Source organism: Nocardia cyriacigeorgica GUH-2 (genome assembly GCF_000284035.1).
In the GTDB taxonomy this organism is placed as follows: Bacteria; Actinomycetota; Actinomycetes; order Mycobacteriales; family Mycobacteriaceae; genus Nocardia; species Nocardia cyriacigeorgica_B.
The window spans coordinates 4423637-4445703 of record NC_016887.1 but is presented as its reverse complement, the minus strand read 5'-3'; the positions used below and the strand labels follow the sequence as shown (position 1 = coordinate 4445703).

The window sequence follows — 22067 nt, the reverse complement described above, 5'->3', positions numbered from 1 at the left end:
AAGCACCGATTGAAAATTGCGAACTTCGCCGGTTACTCGGCGAATGCGCAGGTCAGAAAGCGCTGCCGGTAGATGGCAGCGGGAAGTAGCCGCGACCGTGGTGGCCCCGATCCCAGTCGTGCTTGCCGTGACGGCCCCGGTCCCAGTCATGATCGTGCCCGTGCCGGCCGTGGTTCCAGTCGCCATGACCGTGCCCATGACCGCGCCCGTGCCCATGGCCATGACCGTGACCATGCCGCCCGTGACCGGGCCGCTCGGCAGCGTCGAGACCGGCACTCGGTTCCAGCGCAACGGGTGCGGCGAACGCCGGGACAGCCAGCACCGTCACCGGCGCGAGCGCGAGGGCGGAGGCGACGGCCACGCGAGCGACCGTGCGCCGGGTGCGGCTGTGCTGTGGGTTGTTTCGGCTCATCGGAGTTACCTCGTTCGATAAAGTCGCCGCGCCGGAACGGCCCGGCCATGGTGATCACGGGGCGGAACGGCCGGACCGCGATCATCTATCGACGAGTAATGTACCGCTGAATAACGGCTCATTCAATAGGTATGCGATGGCGAATCCCGATGGTGGCTCGGCTCACCCCGTGGTGACGTCGAACGGCCGGGAATAAGCGCAACCCGGTGACGGCTATCCTTTACTGGTCATGAAGTCGGCACAGCGTTTCCGCAGGTCGCCAACATTGCTCACCGATTCCCGTTATTTCCCTATTCGCGCAGGTAGACGGCTATATCTGGATCCCGATGCTGCTTCGGTGTTCCCGCAACCTCCTATGCTGTCCCGCGTGAAAATCGTAGAAAAATCGTAAAACCAGGCCCTGGTCAACAGGACGAACCAGGCGGGATCCCCGGGCCATGCTGTCCACGCGGGCCGGACTAGTTGAGCAACTTGGCGGTCGTTCATCGCTGGAATCGGGACTGGGAAGGGGTACGCACCCTCGGGGGGCTACAGGCTACGCCTCAACCATTGTGGATTCGTGTCCGATCTCATGACTTCGACGACCGAGCGTGCTGCCTGACCGTGCGTGTCGCAGTTTCGTCCCGTTGAAGCCCAGCTGATGGGCAACCTGCCATTCGTACTCGGACATCCCCTCGGTGTCCGTCGGCGGCCTTTTGGTGATCGAAGCCGAACGCAAGCTATGTAATCGGACGAAGCCTCATTCAGCTGGCATTAGGGCACCTGGCCGCTCGGCTTGCTATGTTGTCGCGGTGAGACTGGGCGGTCGGATTTCTGTGATGTGGACGCAGACCGTGCTTGTCGTTCTACTTATTGCGGGCGCCTTCGTCGAAGTCGGACCACCGCCGCACCATCCGCACGACAACAGCCTCGAGCATGCGCAGGCCGTGGCTGTCCAGGCCATCGACCCCCTGCACCCTCACTGCGCGTCTGAATCCCCACTGTGTGATCAGGTCGCAGTGCTGCCTACCGCTGGTGATCGTCGGCTGGTGCCCGTACCACATGTGGTGGGTATCGCCCTGGCCGGTGCGCTCGATCCTATCGAGGTCACCTCCACTGCGAGTTCGGTTCGTGGCCCTCCCACGCGAGCTCCGTCCGGCTTCGGCCGAGACATTCTTCTGTACTGCTGTATCGATCGGCGCTGACGGCCAGGCGCGCCGAACGGAACTGCGCCCAGGCCGGTGACCTGGAGTCGGTATGCCGACGTCTCAGCCCGCCGGTACCGTGAAACACGAACTGCTGCGCCAGCCGCGGTGTTGTGGGCGCTGGCCGGCCGGCGCGGTGAGTTCGGCGATGTACGTACGCCCGTCGTGTGTGAACGTCAGCTGGAATCGACACCCGGCCGGAAAACGAGTGCTGAGGCGAAAGCGTATGCGTGGTGGCAGATCCCGCCGCACAGTCATCAGCAATGGCTCTGTGGGCACTACAACATTTCCGTGGTGAACCGACAGCCGCACCGGCCCCTCGAAGTCGGTGACCGGTCTACTTGCTCGCGTGACCGTGACTTCCAGGACTGAGCCTGTACGTTCCCTTTCCACGCTCAGCGCAATCGCGTATTCGCCGACTGACGTCGAATAGCTGATCTCCATTGCAGCAGGTCCTCCGTGAAAATCGTGCACCCTCATCGGGCTGGGATTTCACCGTAGAGGCCGCTGTACGCGTCGGAGGCGCGTGAACATGCCAGAAACCGGACATAACACGTCAAGAGGCCTGCCGCCGCAGCCGCCGAGTGGAACTGTGTCCACCGCCATCATGAGGCTGCTGGTCGCTGCGGTTCGCGACGCTGGTCTCACGGGTAGCGGTCGCGCCATCGTCCCAGGGACCAGCGCGGAGGCTCTCCGTGACGACCGAAACCGAGTCGCAACCGCATCCGCGACGCTGCTCTGGGAATATCTGGTCCAGGCCAGCGGGCGGGGGAGGGCGGGCCTCGAGCTGGCGAGCCGTGCTGTCCCTGGGGAGCTGGGCGTGTGGGATCAGCTCTTGACCGCTGGCCTTACGGTCTTCGATGGACTGCGCGACGCCGCAACCTATCTCGCAGTTCTCGCCGATGCCGACCGGGAAAGCCTCGAGGTTCGCGTGGACGGAGATTTGGTTGTCGTCCGGCACCGGTCTCGCGATCTGGAGCCCGAACTGGCCGGAGCGGTAGGTGAATTCGCCGCTGGTGTGTTGACTCGGCGTGTCGTCGAGGCGGCGGGGCGGACAGTCGTTCCGGTCCGAGTCGGCTTCGCCCATCGAGCGCCCCGAGGCGCGGCCTATCGGGAAGTTGCCGACTTGCTCGGCACAACCAGGATCGATTACGAGCAGCCCGACAACGCGATCACGTTTTTTGCCGCGGACGCCTTGGCGCCAGTGGCTCATCCGCGGCCGGGATTGCCGCAAATCCTGCGTAGCCATGCCGACCTGCTCCTTGGCGGCGCGCAGGTGGTCGGCGACTGGCGGGCACTACTAAGGGCGACGATCGCGGCGAGCTTGCCGGCGGGTCCGCCGAGGTTGACAGAGGTGGCCGCACGACTACATATAAGTCCACGCACGCTGCAACGTCGTCTCGACGAGGCAGGCACAAGCTGGCGCGCCGAGGTCGATCTCGTGCGTGCTGAACAGGCTCGGCTGATGGAGCGGGCACTGCCGCAGCGGGCTGTCGCTGCTCGTCTGGGATACCGTGATGAACGCAGCTTGCGCCGGGCCCAGCTACGGTGGGCGAGTTCTTTCGCTGGTCCTGCCGTCTCTTGCAGATTCTGATGGAAGAGCTGTCCACCATCACGATCGCCTGAGAGTCCGGAACGCCGTGCCACGCGGGAGAATCCGCATAAGGTCCGCGAAGTGGATAGCCCACCACCACGGTGGGCGCCGTGGCCACGTCACCGGATGTAGGACAGCACACTCATCATCCCGGCCTCGCCGTGATAGACGTTGTGACAGTGAACCAGCCACTGGCCCGGATTGTTGGTGTCGAGATCCACTTCGACGGTCTGCATCGGCAGGACGACGGAGGTGTCTTTTCTGGGCCCGGTTCCCGCGGGTGTGACGACTTGGTAGGTGTGGCCATGCAGGTGCATGGGATGGAACATCATCGTCTTGTTGATGAAACGCAGGCGGACCCGCTGTGCCTCGGTGACATCCAGCGGTGTGTGCTGCGGGTGAGCCTTCCCGTTGATAGTCCATTTGTATTCGGTCATGTCCGCGCCGAGGGTGAGGTCGAGCGTCCTGTCCGGGGTGCGCTTCGGCAGGCGCACCGATTCGTCGGCGGTGAGGCGGCCGGCAGTGATGGGTGCGGTGGTGAGCTCGGCTGGGCGCGCGTTGGCCGGCGGTGGTGCGCCCGCGGAGGTACGGATGAGCGCGACACCCTGGCCGGCTTTTCCTTCGGCTGCGGCGACCAGCGGGAAGACGCCATCACCGAGCTCGACGATGGCGTCGTAGCGTTCACCCATGCCGATGAGCAGGCATTCGCCCGTGACCGGTTCGACCGGAAATCCGTCGCTATGGGTGACGCGCAGTTGATGTCCGCCGACCGCGACCCGGAACGCGGTGTCGGAGGCCGCGTTGATGATGCGCAGTCGAATCCGCTGACCTGGCCGACCGGTCAGAGTGACCGGGTCGGTACCGAGCCTTCCGTTGATCAGGAAGTACGGATACTCGACGTCGCCTGTGTCTGTGCCGAGCGGCGCATTCGGGTCCGCTGGCATCTGCATCGGCGCAGACGCACCGGAACCCATTTCACCGTGCCCCATGCCGCCCATATCCATGCCCGCCATTCCCTGGTCGAGCAGCTGTTTGAGCTGTTGGTCCGGATCACGGCCATCGATGCCGTCGAGCCAATCGTCGAGCACGACGACCGCTTCTAGATCGTAGTCGCTGCCGTCGGCGGGGTCCTCGACGATCAGAGGTGCGTAAAGACCCCGATCCAACTGCACACCGACATGCGGGTGAAACCAGTACGTCCCTGCATCGGGGACCGTGAACTCGTACTGGAAGGTCGTACCGGACGCGATGGGCGACTGGGTAAGGTCCGGAACGCCGTCCATGTCGTTACGCAGCGCTACTCCGTGCCAGTGGATCGTCGTGGGTGCCGGAAGTGCGTTCGCGATCTCTGCCCGCAACACCTCGCCCCGGGCCAGGCGGATCTCCTGGCCCGGTAGCCGTCCGCCGTAGGTCCAAGTCCGCGCAGTGACACCGCCGAGGTCGACTGTTGTCGGCTCGGCTCGCAAGCGCACCGCACGAACCACCGAGCCGGCGGCTCTGCGGCTGTCTTCAGCCGCGCGGACGGCATCGGAGCCTGGGCCGATTTCTGTCCGTGCACCGGGTTCCTCCCGCGAACACGCGCCCAACACGATGGCTGCAGCGGTCGCCCCGCCGGCCGCCAGGAAACCGCGCCTGTTCATCGGCAGGGAAAGTGGGGACTGCCAGGACCGGGACATCTGGGTCTCCTGTCGCTTCGATGGGACGGGGCGAACCAACGGCTGCCGCGCACCCGTTGTGTCTCGATGTGTCGACGATTCTCGGAACCGCAGAGAGCGCCGCTGCGTCCCAAAGTATCCGATCTTCTACTAAATGAAATAGTAGATTACTATCTTGTCGCGGTGTTCAAGCGTCAGCTTGCGCAGCAAGCCGACCGGAGAACGGCCGCTGATGCGTCGAAGGGCGGATTCTTCCGAATTCGGCGTGGCCAGCCATCGGTATGTATGCGGCGTGTCGGTCTCGATCCGCGCTCGACCGACGGTGGTGCCGTCGCCGATCCGGCCTGTGGTCGTGGATCTGGTCACAAGTCAGAGAAATTACGCACTCAGGCAGTAGATTGTTGCGCGAATGTTATCGCGACTGGAGCGCGTCGATAACCTCCCGAGGTAGGTCGACCGCACTTGACTTGATACCCCACAGGGGTATGCTGATCGGCAAGTTGGGACGGACTATCGATCCTACTGAAAACGGTTGGCGGCCCAGCGATTCGGCGGATGGAGGTGTGATGCGTCAAGCACCGAGCATGTATGTACATAGCGCCGGCGGTGACGCGACCCACATGCCCTCGCCGCCGCAGAAGAGGCAATGGGCTGACCGCCAGTTCACTGCGTGGTCCTACCGGGTGGCCGGCGAGTCGGTTGCTAGAGTCCAAGCCACTGTGAACCCCATCGGTTGGCTACGGCGGAGCAGCTCCCTGCTGGTGCTGCTGATCGCAATGCTGCTGATCGCGCCGCTGGTCGATTGCGGGTTTCTCGAAGATGACGCACATGCGGATACTTCGATCGCGCTTGCCGTCGATGCTGACCATCACGCAGTCCACGGACAAGATCACCAGGTTCTCGCCGACATCGACGATCACTGCGGGCCGCACGTCGCGCATTGCATCATGAAGTCGCTGCCATCGGCCGGAGCGCCACCAACTCTGTCCCTGCACCTGCTGGGCTTGATGATGATAGCGGCCGTCGTCGCCTTTCCAGCCGCGTTGTCGGTTGCCGGCGGCGGTGTGCGCGGTCCACCCGGCAACCACGCGCCCGCCGGATATGGGCGGGATGTTCTGACTCGATTCTGTATCGCCCGACGCTGACAGGTCAGCGGCAGGCCGGCGTCGTTGTGCCGCCCGGCTGGAGTTTGCTGCCCCTTCATCGTTCGCGCCGCCTGAATGGCGGTTTCTGATACAGGAAGCGACAGTCATGAACCACATCATGTTCGATGCTCGCGCCGAAGGCCCGGCCGGGTTGAACGGTGCACCAGGCCCGGCCCGGCGACCCCAGGGCCTTGTCGGCAACACCCCGGTGCTGTGGGTCGGCGCTCCGCTGGCCCCGGCCGGTCGTGGGTTCTGGGCCAAGCTCGAAGGAGCCAACCCCGGCGGTATGAAGGATCGTCCAGCGCTGCACATGGTGCAGCGGGCCGAGGAACGAGGAGATCTCGCACCCGGAGCGCCGATCATCGAATCCACCAGCGGAACCTTGGGCTTGGGTTTGGCCCTCGCCGGAATGGTTCACCGCCACCCGGTCACCGTGGTGACCGACCCGGGTTTGGAACCGATCGTTTCGCAGCTGCTCGCGGCCTACGGCGCACGAGTCGATCTGGTCACCGAACCTCACCCGACGGGCGGTTGGCAGCAAGCGCGGCGTGATCGCGTCACAGAGCTGCTGGAACGTGACCCCACGGCATGGAGCCCCGACCAATACAACAATCCCGACAATGTCGATGGATATGAATCGTTGGCGATCGAGCTGGTGGAACAGCTCGGTAAAGTCGACGTGTTGGTATGCGCGGTCGGAACGGGCGGTCACTCTGCGGGGGTGTCACGGGTGCTGCGCAGATTCAACCCCGACCTGAAGTTGATCGGTGTGGATACCGTGGCGTCCACGATCTTCGGCCAACCGGCCGGCCCCCGCCTGATGCGTGGCCTCGGCTCCAGCATCTTCCCATCCAATGTCGATTATCCGGCGTTCGACGAGGTGCACTGGGTGGCGCCGTCGGAGGCGGTGTGGGCCGCTCGAACGCTCGCGGCGACCCACCATGCGTCCGGTGGATGGAGCGTCGGCGCGGTAGGGCTGGTCGCGGGATGGGCGGCCCGCACCTTCGGTGCGGACACTACGATCGCGGCGGTGTTCCCGGATGGCCCCCAACGCTACTTCGACACCATCTATAACGACCGCTACCTCGCCGAACACGGGTTGCTCGATGTCGCACCGCCGATTGAACCGGATACGATCGCCCATCCCGGCGAGCGTGTGGTGACCTCATGGACCCGCTCCGAGAACGTTGTCGACCCCAAGACCATGGCTACGGCCGGGAAGGCGGCCTCATGACGGTGATCCGGCAATTCCGCAGCTTCGATCTCGCCGCCCGGTTGCTGATGATCAACCAGTTCGGCATCAACCTGGGCTTCTACATGTTGATGCCGTACCTGGCCGGATATTTGGCCGGACCGCTCGGCCTGGCCGCGTGGGCGGTCGGGCTGGTGCTCGGGGTACGCAACTTCTCCCAGCAAGGCATGTTTCTGGTGGGCGGTACGCTCGCCGACCGGCTCGGATACAAGCCGTTGATCGTGATGGGCTGTCTGTTGCGCACCGGTGGATTCGCGCTCCTGGTATTCGCCACATCGTTGCCGGGGTTGCTGATTGCCTCGGCGGCCACCGGCTTCGCTGGGGCGCTGTTCAACCCGGCTGTGCGCGCGTACTTGGCGGCCGACACCGGTGAGCGCCGCGTGGAGGCATTCGCGGTCTTCAATATCTTCTATCAGGCGGGGATCCTGGCCGGCCCATTGGTCGGGCTGGCATTGATGGCTGTCGACTTCCAGGTGACAGCGGGTGCTGCGGCGGTCGTGTTCGCCGCATTGACGGTCGCGCAGCTGTTCGCGCTTCCGGCGCGGCGCGCGGCCGAGCCCTCGGAGCGAACCTCGGTGCTCGACGATTGGCGCACCGTGGTCGCAAACCGCCGATTCGTGTGGTTCGCGGTGGCGATGATCGGGTCATATGTGTTGTCGTTCCAGGTCTATCTCGCGCTGCCGTTGCAGGCCGAATTCATCGCGGGCGATCGATCGCAGGCGCTGGTATCGGCGGTGTTCGTGGTGTCCGGGGTGGTGGCGGTGGTCGGCCAACTGCGTATCACCGCATGGTTCAAAGCGCGCTGGGGGCCCGGCCGCAGCCTTGTCGTCGGTATGGGGATTCTGGCCGCGGCCTTCATGCCTCTGTTGGTCATCCCGGGCCCGGATCAGTTCGGCACCATCGCTGCCGTCGCCGCGCTCTTGATGTCGGCTGCGGTGTTGGCGGTGGGCACGGCGGCGGTATTCCCGTTCGAGATGGACACCGTCGTGTCGCTGTCCGGCGGAAAACTGGTAGCCACTCACTACGGCTTCTACAACACTGTGGTCGGCGTCGGGATCCTGGCCGGGAACCTCGCGGCCGGAGCGGTCGTGGGCGCCGCGCGCGATGCCGGGGCCGACTGGGCGGTGTGGCTGGGGCTGGGGCTGATCGGTGTCGTCGCGGCATTCGCGCTGCATCGACTCGACCGGGCCGCGCATGCCACCTCGCCGCCGGAACCTGTGGCGATGGCAATGCAGGACGAGCAGGCACGTGCGGGCTCGCAGGCTGCGGCCGACCGGGACGATCCACGAGACGACAACGGCTCGAGCCAGTGGTCGTCCGCAGCGATCGGACGGCAGAGGCACTGAACACGATCGCGCCGGGCACATCGGCGCCCGGAGGACCGATGACTCACCGGCGCCCGATCCGCGCAGCCGAGTACTGCAGTTCGGTGACAGTCGCTCGATGGTGTGTTGACCAGGCGTAGCCTTCGAGATGCTTGGGAATCGAATTACTGCTGCCTTCCGTATCTCGAGGAGGTTGCGATGAAATCCACCGGGGACAATGGGACAACTCGGATAGTCGCCGTCGCCGCCGCGACCGCTTTGGCGACGGTGTTGGTCGCATGTGGGGCAGAGGATGGTTCCGCCGTCGATTACGGGGTATCGCCGACCGCGGTTAACCCGGCACGGGTGACGGTCGAGGAAACCGAGTTCTCGATCGCTTTGTCCAGTGCGGCTCTGTCGCCGGGTACATACACGTTCGTAGTGCAGAACAACGGCAATTCGACACATGACCTGGTGATCGAAGGCCCCGGCGTGAACTCCGCTCGGAGCGAGACCGTCGATGGTGGCGAGACCACCGAGCTCACCGTCGCCCTTCAGCCCGGCACATACGAGCTCTGGTGCTCAGTGGGCAGCCACCGTGAATTCGGTATGAGCACGATGCTCATGGTGAGCTGATCATGATCTGCAACTTCGGGTAGTTCACGAGCAGTGAGGGCGGGCTCACGCCCGCCCTCACTGCAGTTAGAAAAACTTCAGGCCGCTGCCATGGCGGTTACCGTTTGCCGTTCGGTGCGGGCCGGCCAGTGCCGGTGGTCCGCGTCGATCACATACGCATGGGTGTGCTGGTAGAAACGGTCGTCCACGCGAATGGCGTCGGCGAGCCGGTCCATCGGGATGGTGCCGATCTCGTGCAGGTGCGTGATCTCCTCTGGGTCCCTACGAGGCCATGCCCGCGTGGCCACGGTAACTCCCACGCCTGCGAGTACTGCCAGCGTCACCCAGGTCATGGTGAAGCCGGCGGCGGTGGTCAGCCATCCGGCGATCGGATAGGTGAGCAGCCACGCCAGGTGTGACAGCGAGAACTGGGCCGCGAAGAGCGCGGGACGGTCGGCGGGCTGCGACGATCGCCGCAGGACCTGTCCAGTCGGCGTCAAGATCGCCGCGGTTCCCGATCCAATGATTGCCCACACTGCGATCGCGACGCCCCAACGCCAGTCGCCACCGCCTGCGGTCGAGAGCGCGATTCCCGAGATCAGTCCGAGGACGAGCGTGGCAGCACCAGCGAGCATCACCGGCCGCGCGCCGACACGATCGAGGACCCGGGGCAAACCGAGCGCGACGAGCATTGTGCCGAACCCGTTGGCGGCCAGCAATATCGCGACTCCGGACTGTGTCCCGCCGAGCGTGTCGCGCACATAGTTCACGGTATTGACCATGATCACCGAACCCGCGGCGGCAACGACGAGGTTCAGCCCGAGGAGGCCACGCAGCCGGGGTGTCGCGGCGAAGATACGCATGCCCAGAGTGATCCGTTCCCGGAAGGAGTCTTCGGAAGTGGCGGCCGCGTCCGGGATGCGGGTGAGGACGACCAGGGCTGCGGATACCGCGAAGCCGATTGCGGTACCCACGAACAGCCAGTGGAAGCTCATGACCGTCAGCGCGGCCGCGGCGAGCATCGGACTGAGCAGGGTCTCCATCGTGGCGGCCAACTGCGTCGCCGAGAGGGCACGGGTGTAGTCGCGCTCATCGGGAAGGATATCGGGGATGACGGCCTGGTAGGTGGGAGTGTAGGCGGCGGAGGCCGTTTGGAGAATGGCGATCAGGACGTAGATCTGCCAGATCTGGTCGACGAACGGCAGCGCCAGGACGATGGCGGCACGAACAAGGTGCAGCGACGTCAGGAATGCTCGGCGTGGAAATCGGTGGGCGTAGGCGCCGACGATCGGTGCGACGGTGACGTAGACGACCATTTTGATGGTCAGCGCGGTGCCGAGCACGGCGGCCGCGTCACCGCCGGCGAGTTCGTAGGCGAGCAATCCCAGAGCGACGGTGGTCAAGCCGGTGCCGAACAAGCCCGACACTTGAGCAATGAAGAGACGGAGGTAGTCACGGTGGGCGAACAGGGTGGACATCGGAACTCTTCCTCGAGTTGTTGTGAGTGGCGGGTCACGGGTGCGTCGACAGTGGCATTCACACACGACGGAACTCCTCGCTGGGAAAGTGGCGAGCTAGCGGAACATGCGCTCGATCAGCGAATTTCGTTGTTCGAACGGTGGTCGGGCCGATGTCCCGGTGGCTGAATCGCGGAACGGGTGGTTGTTCCCGACGGCATGCACGGCGCAAGGAAGGCCGGGGGCGGGCATGGGTGGCGCCATCGCCGGTCTTCGCGGATCTTGTTTCCCTCACGCCGTCGAGCATATACCCCCATGGGGTATATGGCAACTTGATGCTGGGCGGCATCTCGCTGGTGTGCACGGCCGGCTCAGCGCCGGCGCCGGGGCGGAAAGTTCGAGCTGGTGTGGTGCCTATTGACCGCGGTCAGGTCTGCCTGATTCGACCGGCTCGATTTGCGCACTACAGTGGGGGAGTGGGCATCGTCGGATTGGTGCGAGGGTGGCAGGTGCTGCTTCTCATCTGTCTTCTGGCTGTCGAGCTCACGGCGTGCTGGAGTGGTGGTGAACCGGATTTGGCATCACCCTCCACGACTGTCCGAGCTGAATCGAGCCGACTGCTGCCGCCCGCCGAATTCGCTGCGGCCATGGCCGAGCCTGCGCGGGTGACGATCAACGTTCACGTGCCCTTCGAGGGGTATCTGGACGGTACGGATCGGATGATTCCGTACAACGAGATCAGCTCGCAGGCAGCGCAATTGCCCGCCGACCGGGCGACGCCGCTGGCCATCTATTGCCTGAGCGGACGCATGAGCGTCGATGCGATGCAAGCGCTCGTTGCGCTCGGATACACGGATGTGGTCGATTTGCGAGGGGGTATGCAGGCGTGGCAGGCGGACGGCCGACCTGTATTGCTGACCCTGCCTACCGGTGTGAAGTAAACGGCTACGACCCCGTGTCGTCCTCGCAGCTTTCAGGCGGGCCGGCCGGGCCGTGCCTTCCGCGCCCTCTCGGTCCTGATCCGAACTCGGGATAGTTCCACAACTGGGTGACGCACGGCTGCCGTAGCCCCAGAGGTGCGTTCGAAGCAAGTTGTGCGCTGGCGAAACGGCTGACGGCAGCTTCTCGGGCGCTGCGGTCATTGCCTGGCGGGCCCAATGTCACGCCGTTGGCGGCGGGATCCTTTGAGTGTTCCTGTGTGGCAGCGCCCAATTGACAATATACCCTACGGGGGTATAGTTAGAACCGGAGTTGTCGTCGACATCGAAGGTGAGACGAATGAGCAACACCATCACTGTGACCGTCAGGGGGATGACCTGCGGCCATTGCGCTTCATCGGTCCGTGAAGAGGTCGGCAGGATCGACGGAGTCACGAGCGTCGCGGTCGATCTCGCCAGCGGGCTAGTGACAATCGACAGCGCAGCACCGGTTGAGCCTGACGCAATCGCCGCAGCTGTGGACGAGGCCGGCTACGAACTGGCCGACTGATCGGACCGGGGCTTCTCGACCGGCCGGAATCGATTGTCAGCCCCGTCCGCGGATGCCCCTCGCGGCCCCGTCACAGGCCGTCGAGCCGATGCGCCGATGTCACTGACCCGGCCCCCGACCCCACCGACCCCGCACCGAGCGACAATTGCCTAGCACCAGAGAAACGGAGCGACCCATGACCACCGCGACACAACCACCCGCCACCGGGCAGGTCGAATTGGTGATCGGTGGCATGACCTGCGCGTCCTGCGCCAACCGCATCGAGAAGAAGCTGAACAAGCTCGACGGCGTGACCGCGACGGTGAACTACGCGACCGAGAAGGCCCGCGTCGACTTCACCGGCGACATCTCCCCCGATGAGCTGATCGCCACCGTCGAACAGGCCGGCTACACCGCCGCCCTGCCCGCGCCGAAGGTCGAGACGGCCGCCGCCGAACCGGTCGAGGAGGATCCCACCGCCTCGCTGCGGACCCGGCTGCTGGTCTCGCTGGTGCTGACCGTGCCGGTGATCGCCATGGCGATGATCCCGGCCCTGCAGTTCACCAACTGGCAGTGGCTGTCGCTGACGCTGGCCGCGCCGGTCGTGGTGTGGGGCGCACTGCCCTTCCACAAGGCGGCCTGGACCAACCTGCGGCACGCCACCGCCACCATGGACACGCTGGTGTCGATCGGCACGCTGGCCGCGTTCGGCTGGTCGATCTACGCGCTGTTCTGGGGCACCGCGGGCACGCCGGGGATGACGCACCCGTTCGAATTCACCATCTCGCGGATGGACGGGTCCGGCAGCATCTACCTCGAGGCCGCTGCCGGTGTGACCACGTTCATCCTGGCGGGGCGCTTCTTCGAGGCCAGGTCCAAGCGGCGGGCCGGCGCCGCCTTGCGGGCGCTGCTCGAGCTCGGGGCCAAGGAGGTCTCGGTGCTGCGCGGCGGCTCCGAGCAGCGGATTCCGGTGGAGCAGTTGGCCGTCGGTGATCGGTTCGTGGTGCGGCCGGGCGAGAAGATCGCCACCGATGGCGTGATCGTCGAGGGTTCCTCGGCGGTGGACGCGTCCATGCTGACCGGTGAATCGGTGCCGGTCGAGGTCGGCACGGACGACGCGGTGGTCGGCGCGACCGTCAACGTCGGCGGGCGGATCGTGGTGCGCGCCACCCGCATCGGCTCCGACACCCAGCTCGCGCAGATGGCGAAGCTGGTGGAGGACGCGCAGACCGGTAAGGCGCAGGCCCAGCGGCTGGCGGACAAGATCTCCGGCATCTTCGTGCCGATCGTCATCGCCCTGTCGGTGGCCACCCTCGGCTTCTGGCTCGGCACCGGCGGCGCGATCGCGGCGGCGTTCACCGCGGCGGTGGCCGTGCTGATCATCGCCTGCCCGTGCGCCCTCGGCCTGGCCACGCCGACCGCGCTGATGGTCGGCACCGGGCGCGGCGCCCAGCTCGGCATCCTGATCAAGGGCCCCGAGGTGCTCGAATCGACCCGCCGGGTCGACACGGTGGTGCTGGACAAGACCGGCACCGTCACCACCGGCAAGATGACCCTGCTCGACGTCGTCGCCGCCGAGGGTGAAGCCGCCGACGAGGTGCTGGCGCTGGCCGGCGCGCTGGAGGATTCCTCCGAACACCCGATCGCCCAGGCCATCGCCAAGGGCGCCAGGGAGAAGCTTGGCGAGCTGAAGCTGGTGGAGGACTTCGCCAATATCGAGGGCCTCGGCGTGCAGGGCGTGGTGGACGGTCACGCGGTGATCGTCGGCCGGGCCCGGCTGCTGGCCGACTGGTCGCAGCAGCTCGACGCCGACCTCGAACGCGCCATGGCGGCCGCCGAGGCCGAGGGCAAGACCGCCGTCGCGATCGGCTGGGACGGTAAGGCGCGCGGGGTGCTCGTGGTGGCGGATGCGGTGAAACCGACCTCCGCGCAGGCGATCACCCAGTTGCGTGCGCTCGGCCTGACCCCGATCATGCTGACCGGCGACAACGCTGCCGCGGCCCGCGCGATCGGCGATCAGGTGGGCATCGACGAGGTGATCGCGGAGGTGCTGCCGCAGGACAAGGTCGAGACCGTCAAGCGGTTGCAGGCCGAGGGCAAGGTGGTCGCGATGGTCGGCGACGGCGTCAACGATGCGGCCGCGCTGGCCCAGGCCGATCTGGGCCTGGCGATGGGCACCGGCACCGACGTCGCCATCGAGGCCAGCGACCTGACGCTGGTGCGGGGTGATCTGCGCGCGGCCGCGGATGCGATCCGGCTGTCCCGGCGCACCCTTGCCACCATCAAGGGCAACCTGTTCTGGGCCTTCGCCTACAACGTGGCCGCGATCCCGCTGGCCATGGCGGGCCTGCTGAACCCGATGCTGGCCGGCGCCGCGATGGCGTTCTCCTCGGTATTCGTGGTCAGCAACAGCCTGCGGTTGCGCAACTTCCGCTCCACCGCGCAGTAACAGCACAACAAAGAACGGGCGAGACGGCTTATCGGCCCGCCCGTCCTGGTGAAGGGAGTACAGAGTGCGGAATCTGTCAATAGCAGTGGCACGAATCGCCGGTCACGAGATCACCCAGACCGTCGCCCGCTGCGCGGTCGCCTGCGCCGCCACTGCAATCCAGCAGCTCATCACGAGTGCACGGACAGTGCACAGGACCTGACCGAAAGCAGGCGGCGTCGCAGCGCTGCCACTGACCCCTCATTCGACTCCTCGACTTCCGGGGCCGAAACTCGGTCGGGTGGTGATCGCCTCGGCAGATCCGCCTTCCGAGCGTCATGACTTTGCGTTTCGCGGGAAGGGCTATGGCTCAGCTGGTCAGCGGCATGCATATGGCCAACCCGTAGACGGCGCCGGAGGCTGCGAGAAATGGCGAAGCACCGACCACAGCAGCGAATACGGAAAGCAGCAGGCGGGAACGCATCAATTCGACGGCAGAGACTGGGCCATCCAGTCGTCTGATCCGTGCGCTGATGCCGACTGAACTGGCACCAAGTGCTCGCCGGGGAACGGGAGCGTCGGACAGGCGAACAATCGCGGACAGAACGGTGGTCCGCCCGTGCCTGCGGGCCGCTCGATCGTCGGCGCACATTTCCAGCAGTTGGGCAACCTCGTTCCGAGCGACGCCGAACAGCTGGAGGCGCGGCAATACGTTCGCGAGAGCACGAGTTACCGCGAGCACAAGGTGGTGTCGCCCATCGAGGTGCGCTCGTTCATGGGCGAGGACAGCTTCCAAATGGTCGACATCGAGTGCGGCCACCGCGGCGCTGGTGACCACGACAGTCCCCGGCCGTCCAGCAACGCAATACGCGGCCTTCTCTGGCGCGTCGATGACGACCCCGTCCACGCCCGGCACACGGCGCCCTACGATATGTGCCGACCGGGCATGCTCCGCGCTGATCTTCCGGGCACGTGCGAGCGCTCGGGCAATGCGAACCGCCACTGCCATCAAGAAGCCCGACAGCGCGACGGCAAATGTTGCCACGCCGATTTGGGCGGCGAAGCCGTAGTGCCCGCTGCCGGCCGTACGTACCGCTGCGAGACATGCGCCGAGTATCGACGAGGCCGGCCGGTCCCACGTTCGCACGAGCTCTGCGGTGAGTGCGATAGCTGCGCCGACCCATGAGGCAACAACGCTCGCCAGTGCAACCAGCCATGCCGCGACCGCGGCGGTTGGGGTGCTTCCGAGACCTGTCAGGCGGGGCAGTAGCCGTGGCGAGACCACGCACACGACTGTGGCGTAGACAAGCAGGCAGATGGCGAGGCTCACTCCTTCTTCCCCCGCCGGGCGGCGACGCCCCGCAACACCGTCCGCAGAGCCGCCGATTCATCGTCGCTGATCTGTTCGACGAAGTGCGCGAGAATCAGGTCTGAACGGCCGCCGCCGAGGGCGTCGCGCATAAGTTTGGCGCTGTATTGTTCGCGGCTCAACGAAGGCCAGTAGACGTAAGCTCGACCTCGCCGCTCTCGCTCCAGCCAGCCCTTTCGGTGCAGGTTATCCATCGTGGTCATCACGGTGGTATAGGCCATCTCCCGGACTTGGAGTAGGTCCTCGAACACCTCACGCACCGTTGTCGTATCGTCGGCTGACCAGATCCGGTCCATGACGACCGCCTCCAGATCGCCGAAACGATGTGCCAATCGGTCTCCTCCTCGAACTGATCCTCGCTCAACTCCACCGTTGTGGTGGTTGTGAGCGCGGCCGATGACAGGTAGGGACTCCACCCACCTGGATACTATCTGTGTACATAAATCGTAACCGGTCGGCGAGCTTGGCAGTGCCGGTGGGCATCTCCTACGTGTGTCGCGTTGTGTGGGGGATGGCCAACCTGCTCGTTGTTGACAGGTTTGGGTGGCTGCTGTAGAAGCGCTCGAAAGCTCGCGTCCAGATAGATCCAGGTTCTCTGCCGCACTTACTCTACTAGTTACGTACGTATATAGTAGTTCGCTGGGGTTGGGTGGCCAGGCTCTATAGCCGTGGTAATCGCCTCATGGCCGTCGTATTCGTTCGGCTTCCGGTGGGAGCTGTGATAGGAGGAGGTGAGATGAACCCCGTCCAAATGATCTGCGGCATGCTCTGTCGGATGATGGGCTCGACCTGCCCGATGATGTAGCGATTCCAGTCGAGGTCGGCCGGATCGAATCCATGAATCGGCCGACCTCGGTTGGTCGTCTCGTGCGGTTTTCATCCGCATGCTGGCGGGAAGCTGCATGCCAGTGGTCCGGCGGGCGCTCCGCGTCCGGTCGATATGCCGCAACTCCAGGTAGTCTTCTGCGCTGACAGCCGACGGCGAGTCGCCCGAGAATCGGCGGGCCACCGGCCCACCAGCGCATCCGAGAATGTGATTGCGGTCGACCGCCGCACTGGACTGTCACACAGCGATGTCCCCCAAGGACGCCCGCGCGGCGATAGCGCGCCGGAACCGGTTCAACTCTTTGTGGGCATTCACTGCGACCGCACCCACCAGAACGCCGTTCGCCAAGAACGCGGTAGCAAACTGATCGTCCTCGACAGCACCGAAGACGATACGCTCCTCATCGGCGAGGTAGGGCAGGCCGGCGGTCTGGATTCGGGCGCCATGTATGTGAGTGGCGAACGAAGGGACAGCCGAGTACGGCTGCGCTGCAGATGGTCCGGCAAGGAGGTTGCGGGCGGCGAGCGCGCCTTGCTCATTGGCGTTGGCCCAGTGCTCGACTCGAACGAGTGCCCCGGCGAAGAGGTCGTGGGACCAGCGTGCGACATCGCCTGCCGCGACTATAGTGTCGGTTCCTTCCGCGAAGAGCGTGTTCGTTGCGATCACTCCGCTATCGAGTTTCAGACCGCTTCCCTCCAGCCAGGCGGTGTCCGCCACCACGCCCATTCCGGCCACGACCAACTCTGCTTGGATGGACCGGCCGTCCTCCAGTCGAACTGCTGGAAGGCCGTCTTCGTCGAACGCCCTTACTCGTGAGCCTGTTACGAGTTCGACGCCGTGGCGGGTGTGGTGGCCGGCAAGCCAGCGTGCCGCGTGGCGGCCGAGGGTGGCGAGCATCGGGTATGGACCGGCATCGACAAGGGTTACCGACAAGCCCTGTCGTCGGGCGGTGGAAGCGACTTCGCTGCCGATGAACCCGCCGCCGACGATTGTCACTCGATCAGGCCAGTTGGCGAGCGCCGCCCGCAGTGTCAGCGCGTCGTCGAGCGTGCGCAAAGTATGTACCCACGAGGGATGTTCGCCGAGCTGTCGTGGCCGTGCGCCGGTCGCTATGACGAGCCCGTCATACGGGACTTCAGAGCCGTCGTCGAGGACGACCGTTTTGTCTTGTTGGCGTAGCGCTGTGGCGCGCCGACCGCGCAACCATCCGTCGCCGAGACTCTCTGCTCCCGGTAGTGAGACATCGTCGTCGCCGTCCAGCGCGCTTTTCGACAGGGGTGGACGGTTATACGGCAGGTGTGCTTCCGCGCCGATAACCGTGATCTCCCCAGGGAAGCCGACGTCCCGCAGCGCTTGGACGGCGCGCAGTCCAGCCAAGGAGGCCCCTACCACTACTACTCGATCGAATCCGCTCATAGCTAGACACCTTACCCCCGTAGGGTATCTACTTGACGTGACAATCCCCACACCTCCTGCGTGCGGCAAAAGGCCAAGGCGTCCCCAATTCCAGTGAGCGATCCGACTTGGCGACAGTGGTGCCCACGCGCTCCTGGGCCTTGGCGGTTGGAGCGCCCAGGTGCGGGGTCGCGACGACCTCGGGCAGCTCGAATAGCGGGCTGTCGGTGCATGGGGCGGTCTCCAGCACGCCCGGCCCGGCGGCACGGCCGTGGCCGGATTTGATGGCGTCGGCCAGGGCCTGCTCGTCGATCAGGCCACCGCGGGCGGCGTTGACGACGGTCTTTGCCAGATCTCGGCGTGTTCGAATGGGGCACGGTATCTACGTAGTAAGGCTGTAGATATGAGTCAGGGGTAAGGCAACCGTTCCGAAGTGTGGCGCCCGCCATGTACTGACTCGACGCCAGTCATGAGCCTGCGTGGGGGCCGATGTGCGGGACCGGTTGACTCAGCCGATCCGCCGCGGCGGGCCGGTTTTATGCCCGGGCAGCCGGGTAATGCACTGACGACCAGCTGGACTTGTCGTCGAGGAGGAAATTCATGGGTACCGTCGCTGAACTGCTCGACTCGTATCCGGCCGATCTCGGCCGGGTCGACCGGAACGTGCTCGCTACGTGCATCGAGCGATGTTTCGAATGCGCACAGGCGTGTACCGCGTGCGCTGATGCCTGTTTGAGCGAGCCGGGCGTGGCCGAGCTGGTCAAGTGCATCAGGTCAGATCTCGACTGCGCCGACATCTGCGACACGACGGGAAGGGTTGTGTCTCGTCACACCGGTTACGACGCGAACTTGACCCGGGCGTTTCTCGAGGCGTGCGCGACCGCGTGCGCGAGTTGCGCCGATGAATGCGAACGCCATACCGCTCACGAACACTGCCGTGTCTGCGCGCAGGCATGCCGGCGCTGTGAAGCGGCGTGCCGGGAGCTGATAGCGGCCCTCGGCTGATCACCGACTCGGCGAACCCGGGCGGCCGATCCCACATATCCGGCACGACACCTCGGGGCTGGATATGTGGGGATTGACCTTCGCCCACGCCGATTACGAACACCGGAGAGCAACGTAGGCGGCTCGTTGATCCGGCGGCGGTGGCCAGTCGTTTCCGTCATGCCTATCGGGCATCCGAATGCAGCGCCGAGCACTGTGATAACTAGGCCGACAGCACGGCCGTCCCGGTGGTGAGTTCTGCCGACCAAGTCGCTCGGCCGAGCTGCAAAGCGACGAACTGCGCCGACCACCCAGCGGCGCTCCGACCCCGCATGTCCCACGCCCCGTATAGCAAGGGAGGCTGCCAGGGCTTCGCGAGCGGGCCGGACGGGCTCACTTTTGTCCCAGAAGTGTTTCCATCTGGGCGATCTCTTGCTGCTGTGTGGCGACGATGGTTTCAGCCATTTGTTTTGCCTGGGGGTTGGTTCCGGAGGCGATCTCGGTTTGGGCCATCTCCACCGCTCCGCGGTGATGGTCGATCATCATCTGCAACCACATCTTGTCGAACTCGGGCCCCGACATCGCCCCGAGCGAGGACATCTGCTCCGGCGACATCATGCCGGGCATGTCGTGGTTCATCGTGCCGTCGGCGGGGTCCGGCTTTCCGGCACTGGCCAGCAGGGATTGAATCTGGGTCATCTCAGGCTGCTGAGCTGCTTTGATCCCGGCTGCGAGGTCGATGACCTGCTGATCCTGGGATCGCGTTGGCACCAGCTCGGCCATCTCCACGGCCTGGTCATGGTGCGGATACATCATCTGCAAGAACGTCACATCGGCATCGTTGAAGGTGCCCGCAGGGGCGATGCCGGTTGCCGCAGTCGCAGAGTCGGCCGAAGTCGTGGAGGAATGATGGACCGGTGTGGCATCGTCGTCATTCCCGCAGCCGGCCACGACCAGGGCTACCAATCCAACACACGGAATGAGCCTTCGAGCGATGATGGAACGTCGAGACATGTGAACTCCTCGGGAGTCGGGACATGACCTTGCATGTCGAAAGACAGACAGCCGACCGCGGACCAAGACCTGGCCCGCGGAGAATATCGGCCGGCACCCGGCTGACGGCGCTGCACAGCACAGCCTATCGCTGGCGCCCGGTTCACATCGGCATGGACGGGAACATCATGTTCCACATGTCGCGGAGCATATTCATCATCTGCATACACATCCCGAGCATCACGTTCACCTCCTCGCGCAAACCCCCACGCAGACCGACTACCTCCGATTGCTGGAAATATTCCGCCCCGCCCGGTTCCGAAATCAATGTCTGATCAGGCGGGTTCCAAACCGGCCCGGATCACTGTGATCAGTCGGGCTACCGCGGCGTCCGACGATGCCGAGACCGCAGCATCCAACGCATGCAAGCAGTAGTTTGCCAGCTCACCCGCGGGTGCATCCGTCCTCACCGTGCCCGCCGCCGCCGCAGCGGCCACCGCATCTGTCATCAACTGGCGTAGTCGTTGTTCGGCGTGGTCGACGTGCGGGCCGCTGTGGTGCACCATCGCGCCTAGATCGCTGTCGTGACGGTGCCTGGATTCGCGAAGAATTTGCGCATAGGTGCCCAACAGGACATCCAGTCGTTGCGTCGGGTCGGCCTCGGCCTCGCTCACCACCGCCAGCTGCTCCAAGTGGTGACCGACCTGGCGCTCATGCCAGGCGGCAAGAATCGAGCCTACGTCGGGGAAGTACTTGTACAGCGTTGCCCGCCCGATCCCGGCCTGCTCGGCGATCCGCGACATCGTCACCGACGCCACTCCGTGCTCGATCGCCAACCGTGCGGCAGCGTCGAGGATCGATTCACGCACCGTGCGACGGTGCGAATCAATCGTCTCGCTCCACAACTTCGGCACCCGCCCAGGTTACATCCTGCCATCGTTGTAGACAGACTGTTTATTATAGCGACATATTGTCTTGAAGGAAATGACGCTCGAACCGAAAGGGCTCCTGATGACCAACAGCTCACCGCAACGTGCCCACGGCCTGAGAACGCCCCGCTGGGTGAAAGTGACCGGAGTCGTCGTCGCGCTCCTAGTGGCGCTGCTCGTTGTCGGACTGCTCGTCAGCGGTGGTCAGCACGGGCCGGGGCGACACGCTCAGTTGGCCGCGGCGCCAACCACTGACGAGCTCGTGCGGTGCTGAGCCCGCGCGGGCGAAAACTTGCCCTCACGGTTCACGTCAGCAGCTCGGTCGGGTGGTTCGGCGCGGTTCTCACGTTCTTGACCTTGGCCATCGTCGGGATCACTAGTTCCGACGTGCAGGTGGTGCGTGCGATCGATCTCGTCGTCCGACCACTCGCGTGGTGGGTGCTGGTGCCGCTATCGGTCGGTTCGCTATTGACGGGCATCGTTCAATCCCTTGGCACACCATGGGGTCTGGTCCGTCATTACTGGGTGCTGTTCAAACTCATGCTCAACGTGGTGGCGACGGCTATCCTGATCCTTTACACCCGCACGGTCGACCACTATGCCGCCGTCGCGGCGCGCCCATCCTCAACACTGACTGAGTTACGGGCGCCGACTTTCGTTGTCCACTGCGCAGCCGCTGCTATGGTTCTGGCTGGTGCGATGATCCTGGCGGTCTTCAAGCCTCGTGGCCTCACGCCGTATGGGCTACGCGCACGACAGGCCGCAGCAGAAGGGCGAGTCGCGCGGTGATTCGGCCCAGGTTTCAACCACCGACCAGGTTGCGTGAAGCACGCGACCGGCTCCGTGCAAAAGCAGCGGACACGGCTGCTTGTCGGCGCTGTATCGATCTTGGGTGTCGTTAGCTGGAGCGAGCACCCTAGGGCACGAATCTGCGACCCGTGACCTGGTTTCTGGCCTGGTCCAGCTTCACCTTCTCTCATATCGTTCTGACCTGCGCATACGTAGCGCTGGTTGCGCTCTGGCGGGGCACGTGGGAGATGGGAACGCGCGTGACCTGG

General features: G+C 64.9%; 20 protein-coding genes and 1 pseudogene. 9 read left to right on the top strand and 12 right to left on the bottom strand.

Features of this window, described 5'->3' with window-relative positions:
* Positions 1 to 52: 52 nt before the first annotated feature.
* Both NOCYR_RS28585 and NOCYR_RS29375 read right to left on the bottom strand, forming a co-directional pair.
* Positions 53 to 412 (bottom strand): hypothetical protein, encoded by a 360-nt coding sequence (locus NOCYR_RS28585; protein ID WP_014352245.1) that lies wholly within the window; start codon positions 410 to 412, stop codon positions 53 to 55.
* A gap of 1247 nt (positions 413 to 1659) precedes the next feature.
* Positions 1660 to 2040, bottom strand: coding sequence for a hypothetical protein (locus NOCYR_RS29375; protein ID WP_130917371.1), 381 nt, complete (start codon positions 2038 to 2040; stop codon positions 1660 to 1662).
* Positions 2041 to 2128: 88 nt separating this feature from the next.
* Between NOCYR_RS29375 and NOCYR_RS28580 the strand changes: the two genes are divergently transcribed.
* A complete protein-coding gene (locus tag NOCYR_RS28580; protein ID WP_081505459.1) occupies positions 2129 to 3190 on the top strand; it encodes an AraC family transcriptional regulator ligand-binding domain-containing protein in 1062 nt (353 codons plus the stop codon).
* A 119-nt stretch (positions 3191 to 3309) separates the two neighbouring features.
* On the opposite strand, the gene NOCYR_RS20150 is transcribed toward NOCYR_RS28580, so the two are convergent.
* From NOCYR_RS20150 to NOCYR_RS29370, 3 genes are all read right to left on the bottom strand, one after another.
* Positions 3310 to 4866, bottom strand: coding sequence for a multicopper oxidase family protein (locus NOCYR_RS20150; RefSeq protein ID WP_036538648.1), 1557 nt, complete (start codon positions 4864 to 4866; stop codon positions 3310 to 3312).
* A gap of 129 nt (positions 4867 to 4995) precedes the next feature.
* Positions 4996 to 5211, bottom strand: a complete 216-nt coding sequence (locus tag NOCYR_RS20145; RefSeq protein WP_036539192.1) for a hypothetical protein — start codon at positions 5209 to 5211, stop codon at positions 4996 to 4998.
* 371 nt (positions 5212 to 5582) lie between these two features.
* On the bottom strand, positions 5583 to 6098 hold the full coding sequence (locus NOCYR_RS29370; RefSeq protein WP_130917368.1) for a hypothetical protein: 516 nt from the start codon (positions 6096 to 6098) through the stop codon (positions 5583 to 5585).
* On the opposite strand from NOCYR_RS29370, the gene NOCYR_RS20135 reads away from it, so the two are divergent.
* The 3 genes from NOCYR_RS20135 (at position 6097) to NOCYR_RS20125 (ending at position 9182) form a co-directional block, all read left to right on the top strand.
* Positions 6097 to 7224: a PLP-dependent cysteine synthase family protein gene (locus NOCYR_RS20135; RefSeq protein WP_014352242.1), complete on the top strand. Its 1128-nt coding sequence runs from the start codon at positions 6097 to 6099 to the stop codon at positions 7222 to 7224. The genes NOCYR_RS29370 and NOCYR_RS20135 overlap by 2 nt on opposite strands.
* Positions 7221 to 8588 carry an MFS transporter gene (locus tag NOCYR_RS20130; protein ID WP_014352241.1) on the top strand — a complete coding sequence of 456 codons (1368 nt, stop codon included), beginning with the start codon at positions 7221 to 7223 and terminating at the stop codon, positions 8586 to 8588. The genes NOCYR_RS20135 and NOCYR_RS20130 overlap by 4 nt, the downstream gene beginning before the upstream one ends.
* 177 nt (positions 8589 to 8765) lie before the next feature.
* Positions 8766 to 9182 carry a cupredoxin domain-containing protein gene (locus NOCYR_RS20125; RefSeq protein WP_048833557.1) on the top strand — a complete coding sequence of 139 codons (417 nt, stop codon included), beginning with the start codon at positions 8766 to 8768 and terminating at the stop codon, positions 9180 to 9182.
* Between the two features lie 77 nt (positions 9183 to 9259).
* On the opposite strand, the gene NOCYR_RS20120 is transcribed toward NOCYR_RS20125, so the two are convergent.
* Positions 9260 to 10639: an MFS transporter gene (locus NOCYR_RS20120; RefSeq protein WP_014352240.1), complete on the bottom strand. Its 1380-nt coding sequence runs from the start codon at positions 10637 to 10639 to the stop codon at positions 9260 to 9262.
* 455 nt (positions 10640 to 11094) lie between these two features.
* On the opposite strand from NOCYR_RS20120, the gene NOCYR_RS30600 reads away from it, so the two are divergent.
* The 3 genes from NOCYR_RS30600 to NOCYR_RS20105 all read left to right on the top strand — a co-directional run bounded on the left by NOCYR_RS30600 (position 11095) and on the right by NOCYR_RS20105 (position 14534).
* A complete protein-coding gene (locus NOCYR_RS30600) occupies positions 11095 to 11559 on the top strand; it encodes a rhodanese-like domain-containing protein (RefSeq protein WP_231855969.1) in 465 nt (154 codons plus the stop codon).
* 337 nt (positions 11560 to 11896) lie between these two features.
* Positions 11897 to 12106: a heavy-metal-associated domain-containing protein gene (locus NOCYR_RS20110; protein ID WP_036539195.1), complete on the top strand. Its 210-nt coding sequence runs from the start codon at positions 11897 to 11899 to the stop codon at positions 12104 to 12106.
* A gap of 175 nt (positions 12107 to 12281) precedes the next feature.
* Complete coding sequence (locus tag NOCYR_RS20105; RefSeq protein WP_014352237.1) at positions 12282 to 14534, top strand: heavy metal translocating P-type ATPase; 2253 nt, start codon at positions 12282 to 12284, stop codon at positions 14532 to 14534.
* Positions 14535 to 14883: 349 nt separating this feature from the next.
* On the opposite strand, the gene NOCYR_RS28575 is transcribed toward NOCYR_RS20105, so the two are convergent.
* The 4 genes and pseudogenes from NOCYR_RS28575 to NOCYR_RS28570 all read right to left on the bottom strand — a co-directional run.
* The gene (locus tag NOCYR_RS28575) at positions 14884 to 15843 is read right to left on the bottom strand and encodes a M56 family metallopeptidase (RefSeq protein ID WP_130917366.1); all 960 of its coding nucleotides are present in this window, start codon (positions 15841 to 15843) and stop codon (positions 14884 to 14886) included.
* On the bottom strand, positions 15840 to 16214 hold the full coding sequence (locus NOCYR_RS20095) for a BlaI/MecI/CopY family transcriptional regulator (RefSeq protein WP_014352236.1): 375 nt from the start codon (positions 16212 to 16214) through the stop codon (positions 15840 to 15842). Before NOCYR_RS20095 ends, NOCYR_RS28575 begins: the two co-directional genes overlap by 4 nt.
* Positions 16215 to 16945: 731 nt before the next feature.
* On the bottom strand, positions 16946 to 18124 hold the full coding sequence (locus NOCYR_RS20090) for an NAD(P)/FAD-dependent oxidoreductase (protein ID WP_014352235.1): 1179 nt from the start codon (positions 18122 to 18124) through the stop codon (positions 16946 to 16948).
* A gap of 103 nt (positions 18125 to 18227) precedes the next feature.
* A pseudogene (locus tag NOCYR_RS28570) lies at positions 18228 to 18458 on the bottom strand (NAD(P)-dependent oxidoreductase); the annotation flags it as partial.
* Positions 18459 to 18703: 245 nt separating this feature from the next.
* Between NOCYR_RS28570 and NOCYR_RS20085 the strand changes: the two are divergent.
* A complete protein-coding gene (locus NOCYR_RS20085; protein ID WP_036538568.1) occupies positions 18704 to 19108 on the top strand; it encodes a four-helix bundle copper-binding protein in 405 nt (134 codons plus the stop codon).
* Positions 19109 to 19480: 372 nt separating this feature from the next.
* Here the strand turns inward: NOCYR_RS20085 and NOCYR_RS20080 are convergent, their stop codons facing one another.
* Both NOCYR_RS20080 and NOCYR_RS20075 read right to left on the bottom strand, forming a co-directional pair.
* Positions 19481 to 20101 (bottom strand): DUF305 domain-containing protein, encoded by a 621-nt coding sequence (locus tag NOCYR_RS20080; protein WP_228792679.1) that lies wholly within the window; start codon positions 20099 to 20101, stop codon positions 19481 to 19483.
* A 314-nt stretch (positions 20102 to 20415) separates the two neighbouring features.
* Complete coding sequence (locus tag NOCYR_RS20075; RefSeq protein ID WP_014352232.1) at positions 20416 to 20994, bottom strand: TetR/AcrR family transcriptional regulator; 579 nt, start codon at positions 20992 to 20994, stop codon at positions 20416 to 20418.
* A gap of 282 nt (positions 20995 to 21276) precedes the next feature.
* On the opposite strand from NOCYR_RS20075, the gene NOCYR_RS20070 reads away from it, so the two are divergent.
* Positions 21277 to 21798 (top strand): hypothetical protein, encoded by a 522-nt coding sequence (locus NOCYR_RS20070; RefSeq protein ID WP_014352230.1) that lies wholly within the window; start codon positions 21277 to 21279, stop codon positions 21796 to 21798.
* Positions 21799 to 22067: the final 269 nt, after the last annotated feature.

Bases quoted from the DNA above. Each gene is read 5' to 3' on its own strand.
- NOCYR_RS20135 (WP_014352242.1), top strand. From the start codon at position 6,097: ATGAACCACATCATGTTCGATGCTCGCGCCGAAGGCCCGGCCGGGTTG.
- NOCYR_RS20105 (WP_014352237.1), top strand. From the start codon at position 12,282: ATGACCACCGCGACACAACCACCCGCCACCGGGCAGGTCGAATTGGTG.
- NOCYR_RS20130 (WP_014352241.1), top strand. From the start codon at position 7,221: ATGACGGTGATCCGGCAATTCCGCAGCTTCGATCTCGCCGCCCGGTTG.
- NOCYR_RS29375 (WP_130917371.1), bottom strand. From the start codon at position 2,040: ATGGAGATCAGCTATTCGACGTCAGTCGGCGAATACGCGATTGCGCTG.
- NOCYR_RS20125 (WP_048833557.1), top strand. From the start codon at position 8,766: ATGAAATCCACCGGGGACAATGGGACAACTCGGATAGTCGCCGTCGCC.
- NOCYR_RS28580 (WP_081505459.1), top strand. From the start codon at position 2,129: ATGCCAGAAACCGGACATAACACGTCAAGAGGCCTGCCGCCGCAGCCG.
- NOCYR_RS20110 (WP_036539195.1), top strand. From the start codon at position 11,897: ATGAGCAACACCATCACTGTGACCGTCAGGGGGATGACCTGCGGCCAT.
- NOCYR_RS20085 (WP_036538568.1), top strand. From the start codon at position 18,704: ATGGGTACCGTCGCTGAACTGCTCGACTCGTATCCGGCCGATCTCGGC.
- NOCYR_RS20150 (WP_036538648.1), bottom strand. From the start codon at position 4,866: ATGTCCCGGTCCTGGCAGTCCCCACTTTCCCTGCCGATGAACAGGCGC.
- NOCYR_RS29370 (WP_130917368.1), bottom strand. From the start codon at position 6,098: ATGACTGTCGCTTCCTGTATCAGAAACCGCCATTCAGGCGGCGCGAAC.
- NOCYR_RS28585 (WP_014352245.1), bottom strand. From the start codon at position 412: ATGAGCCGAAACAACCCACAGCACAGCCGCACCCGGCGCACGGTCGCT.
- NOCYR_RS20120 (WP_014352240.1), bottom strand. From the start codon at position 10,639: ATGTCCACCCTGTTCGCCCACCGTGACTACCTCCGTCTCTTCATTGCT.
- NOCYR_RS20090 (WP_014352235.1), bottom strand. From the start codon at position 18,124: ATGAGCGGATTCGATCGAGTAGTAGTGGTAGGGGCCTCCTTGGCTGGA.
- NOCYR_RS20080 (WP_228792679.1), bottom strand. From the start codon at position 20,101: ATGTCTCGACGTTCCATCATCGCTCGAAGGCTCATTCCGTGTGTTGGA.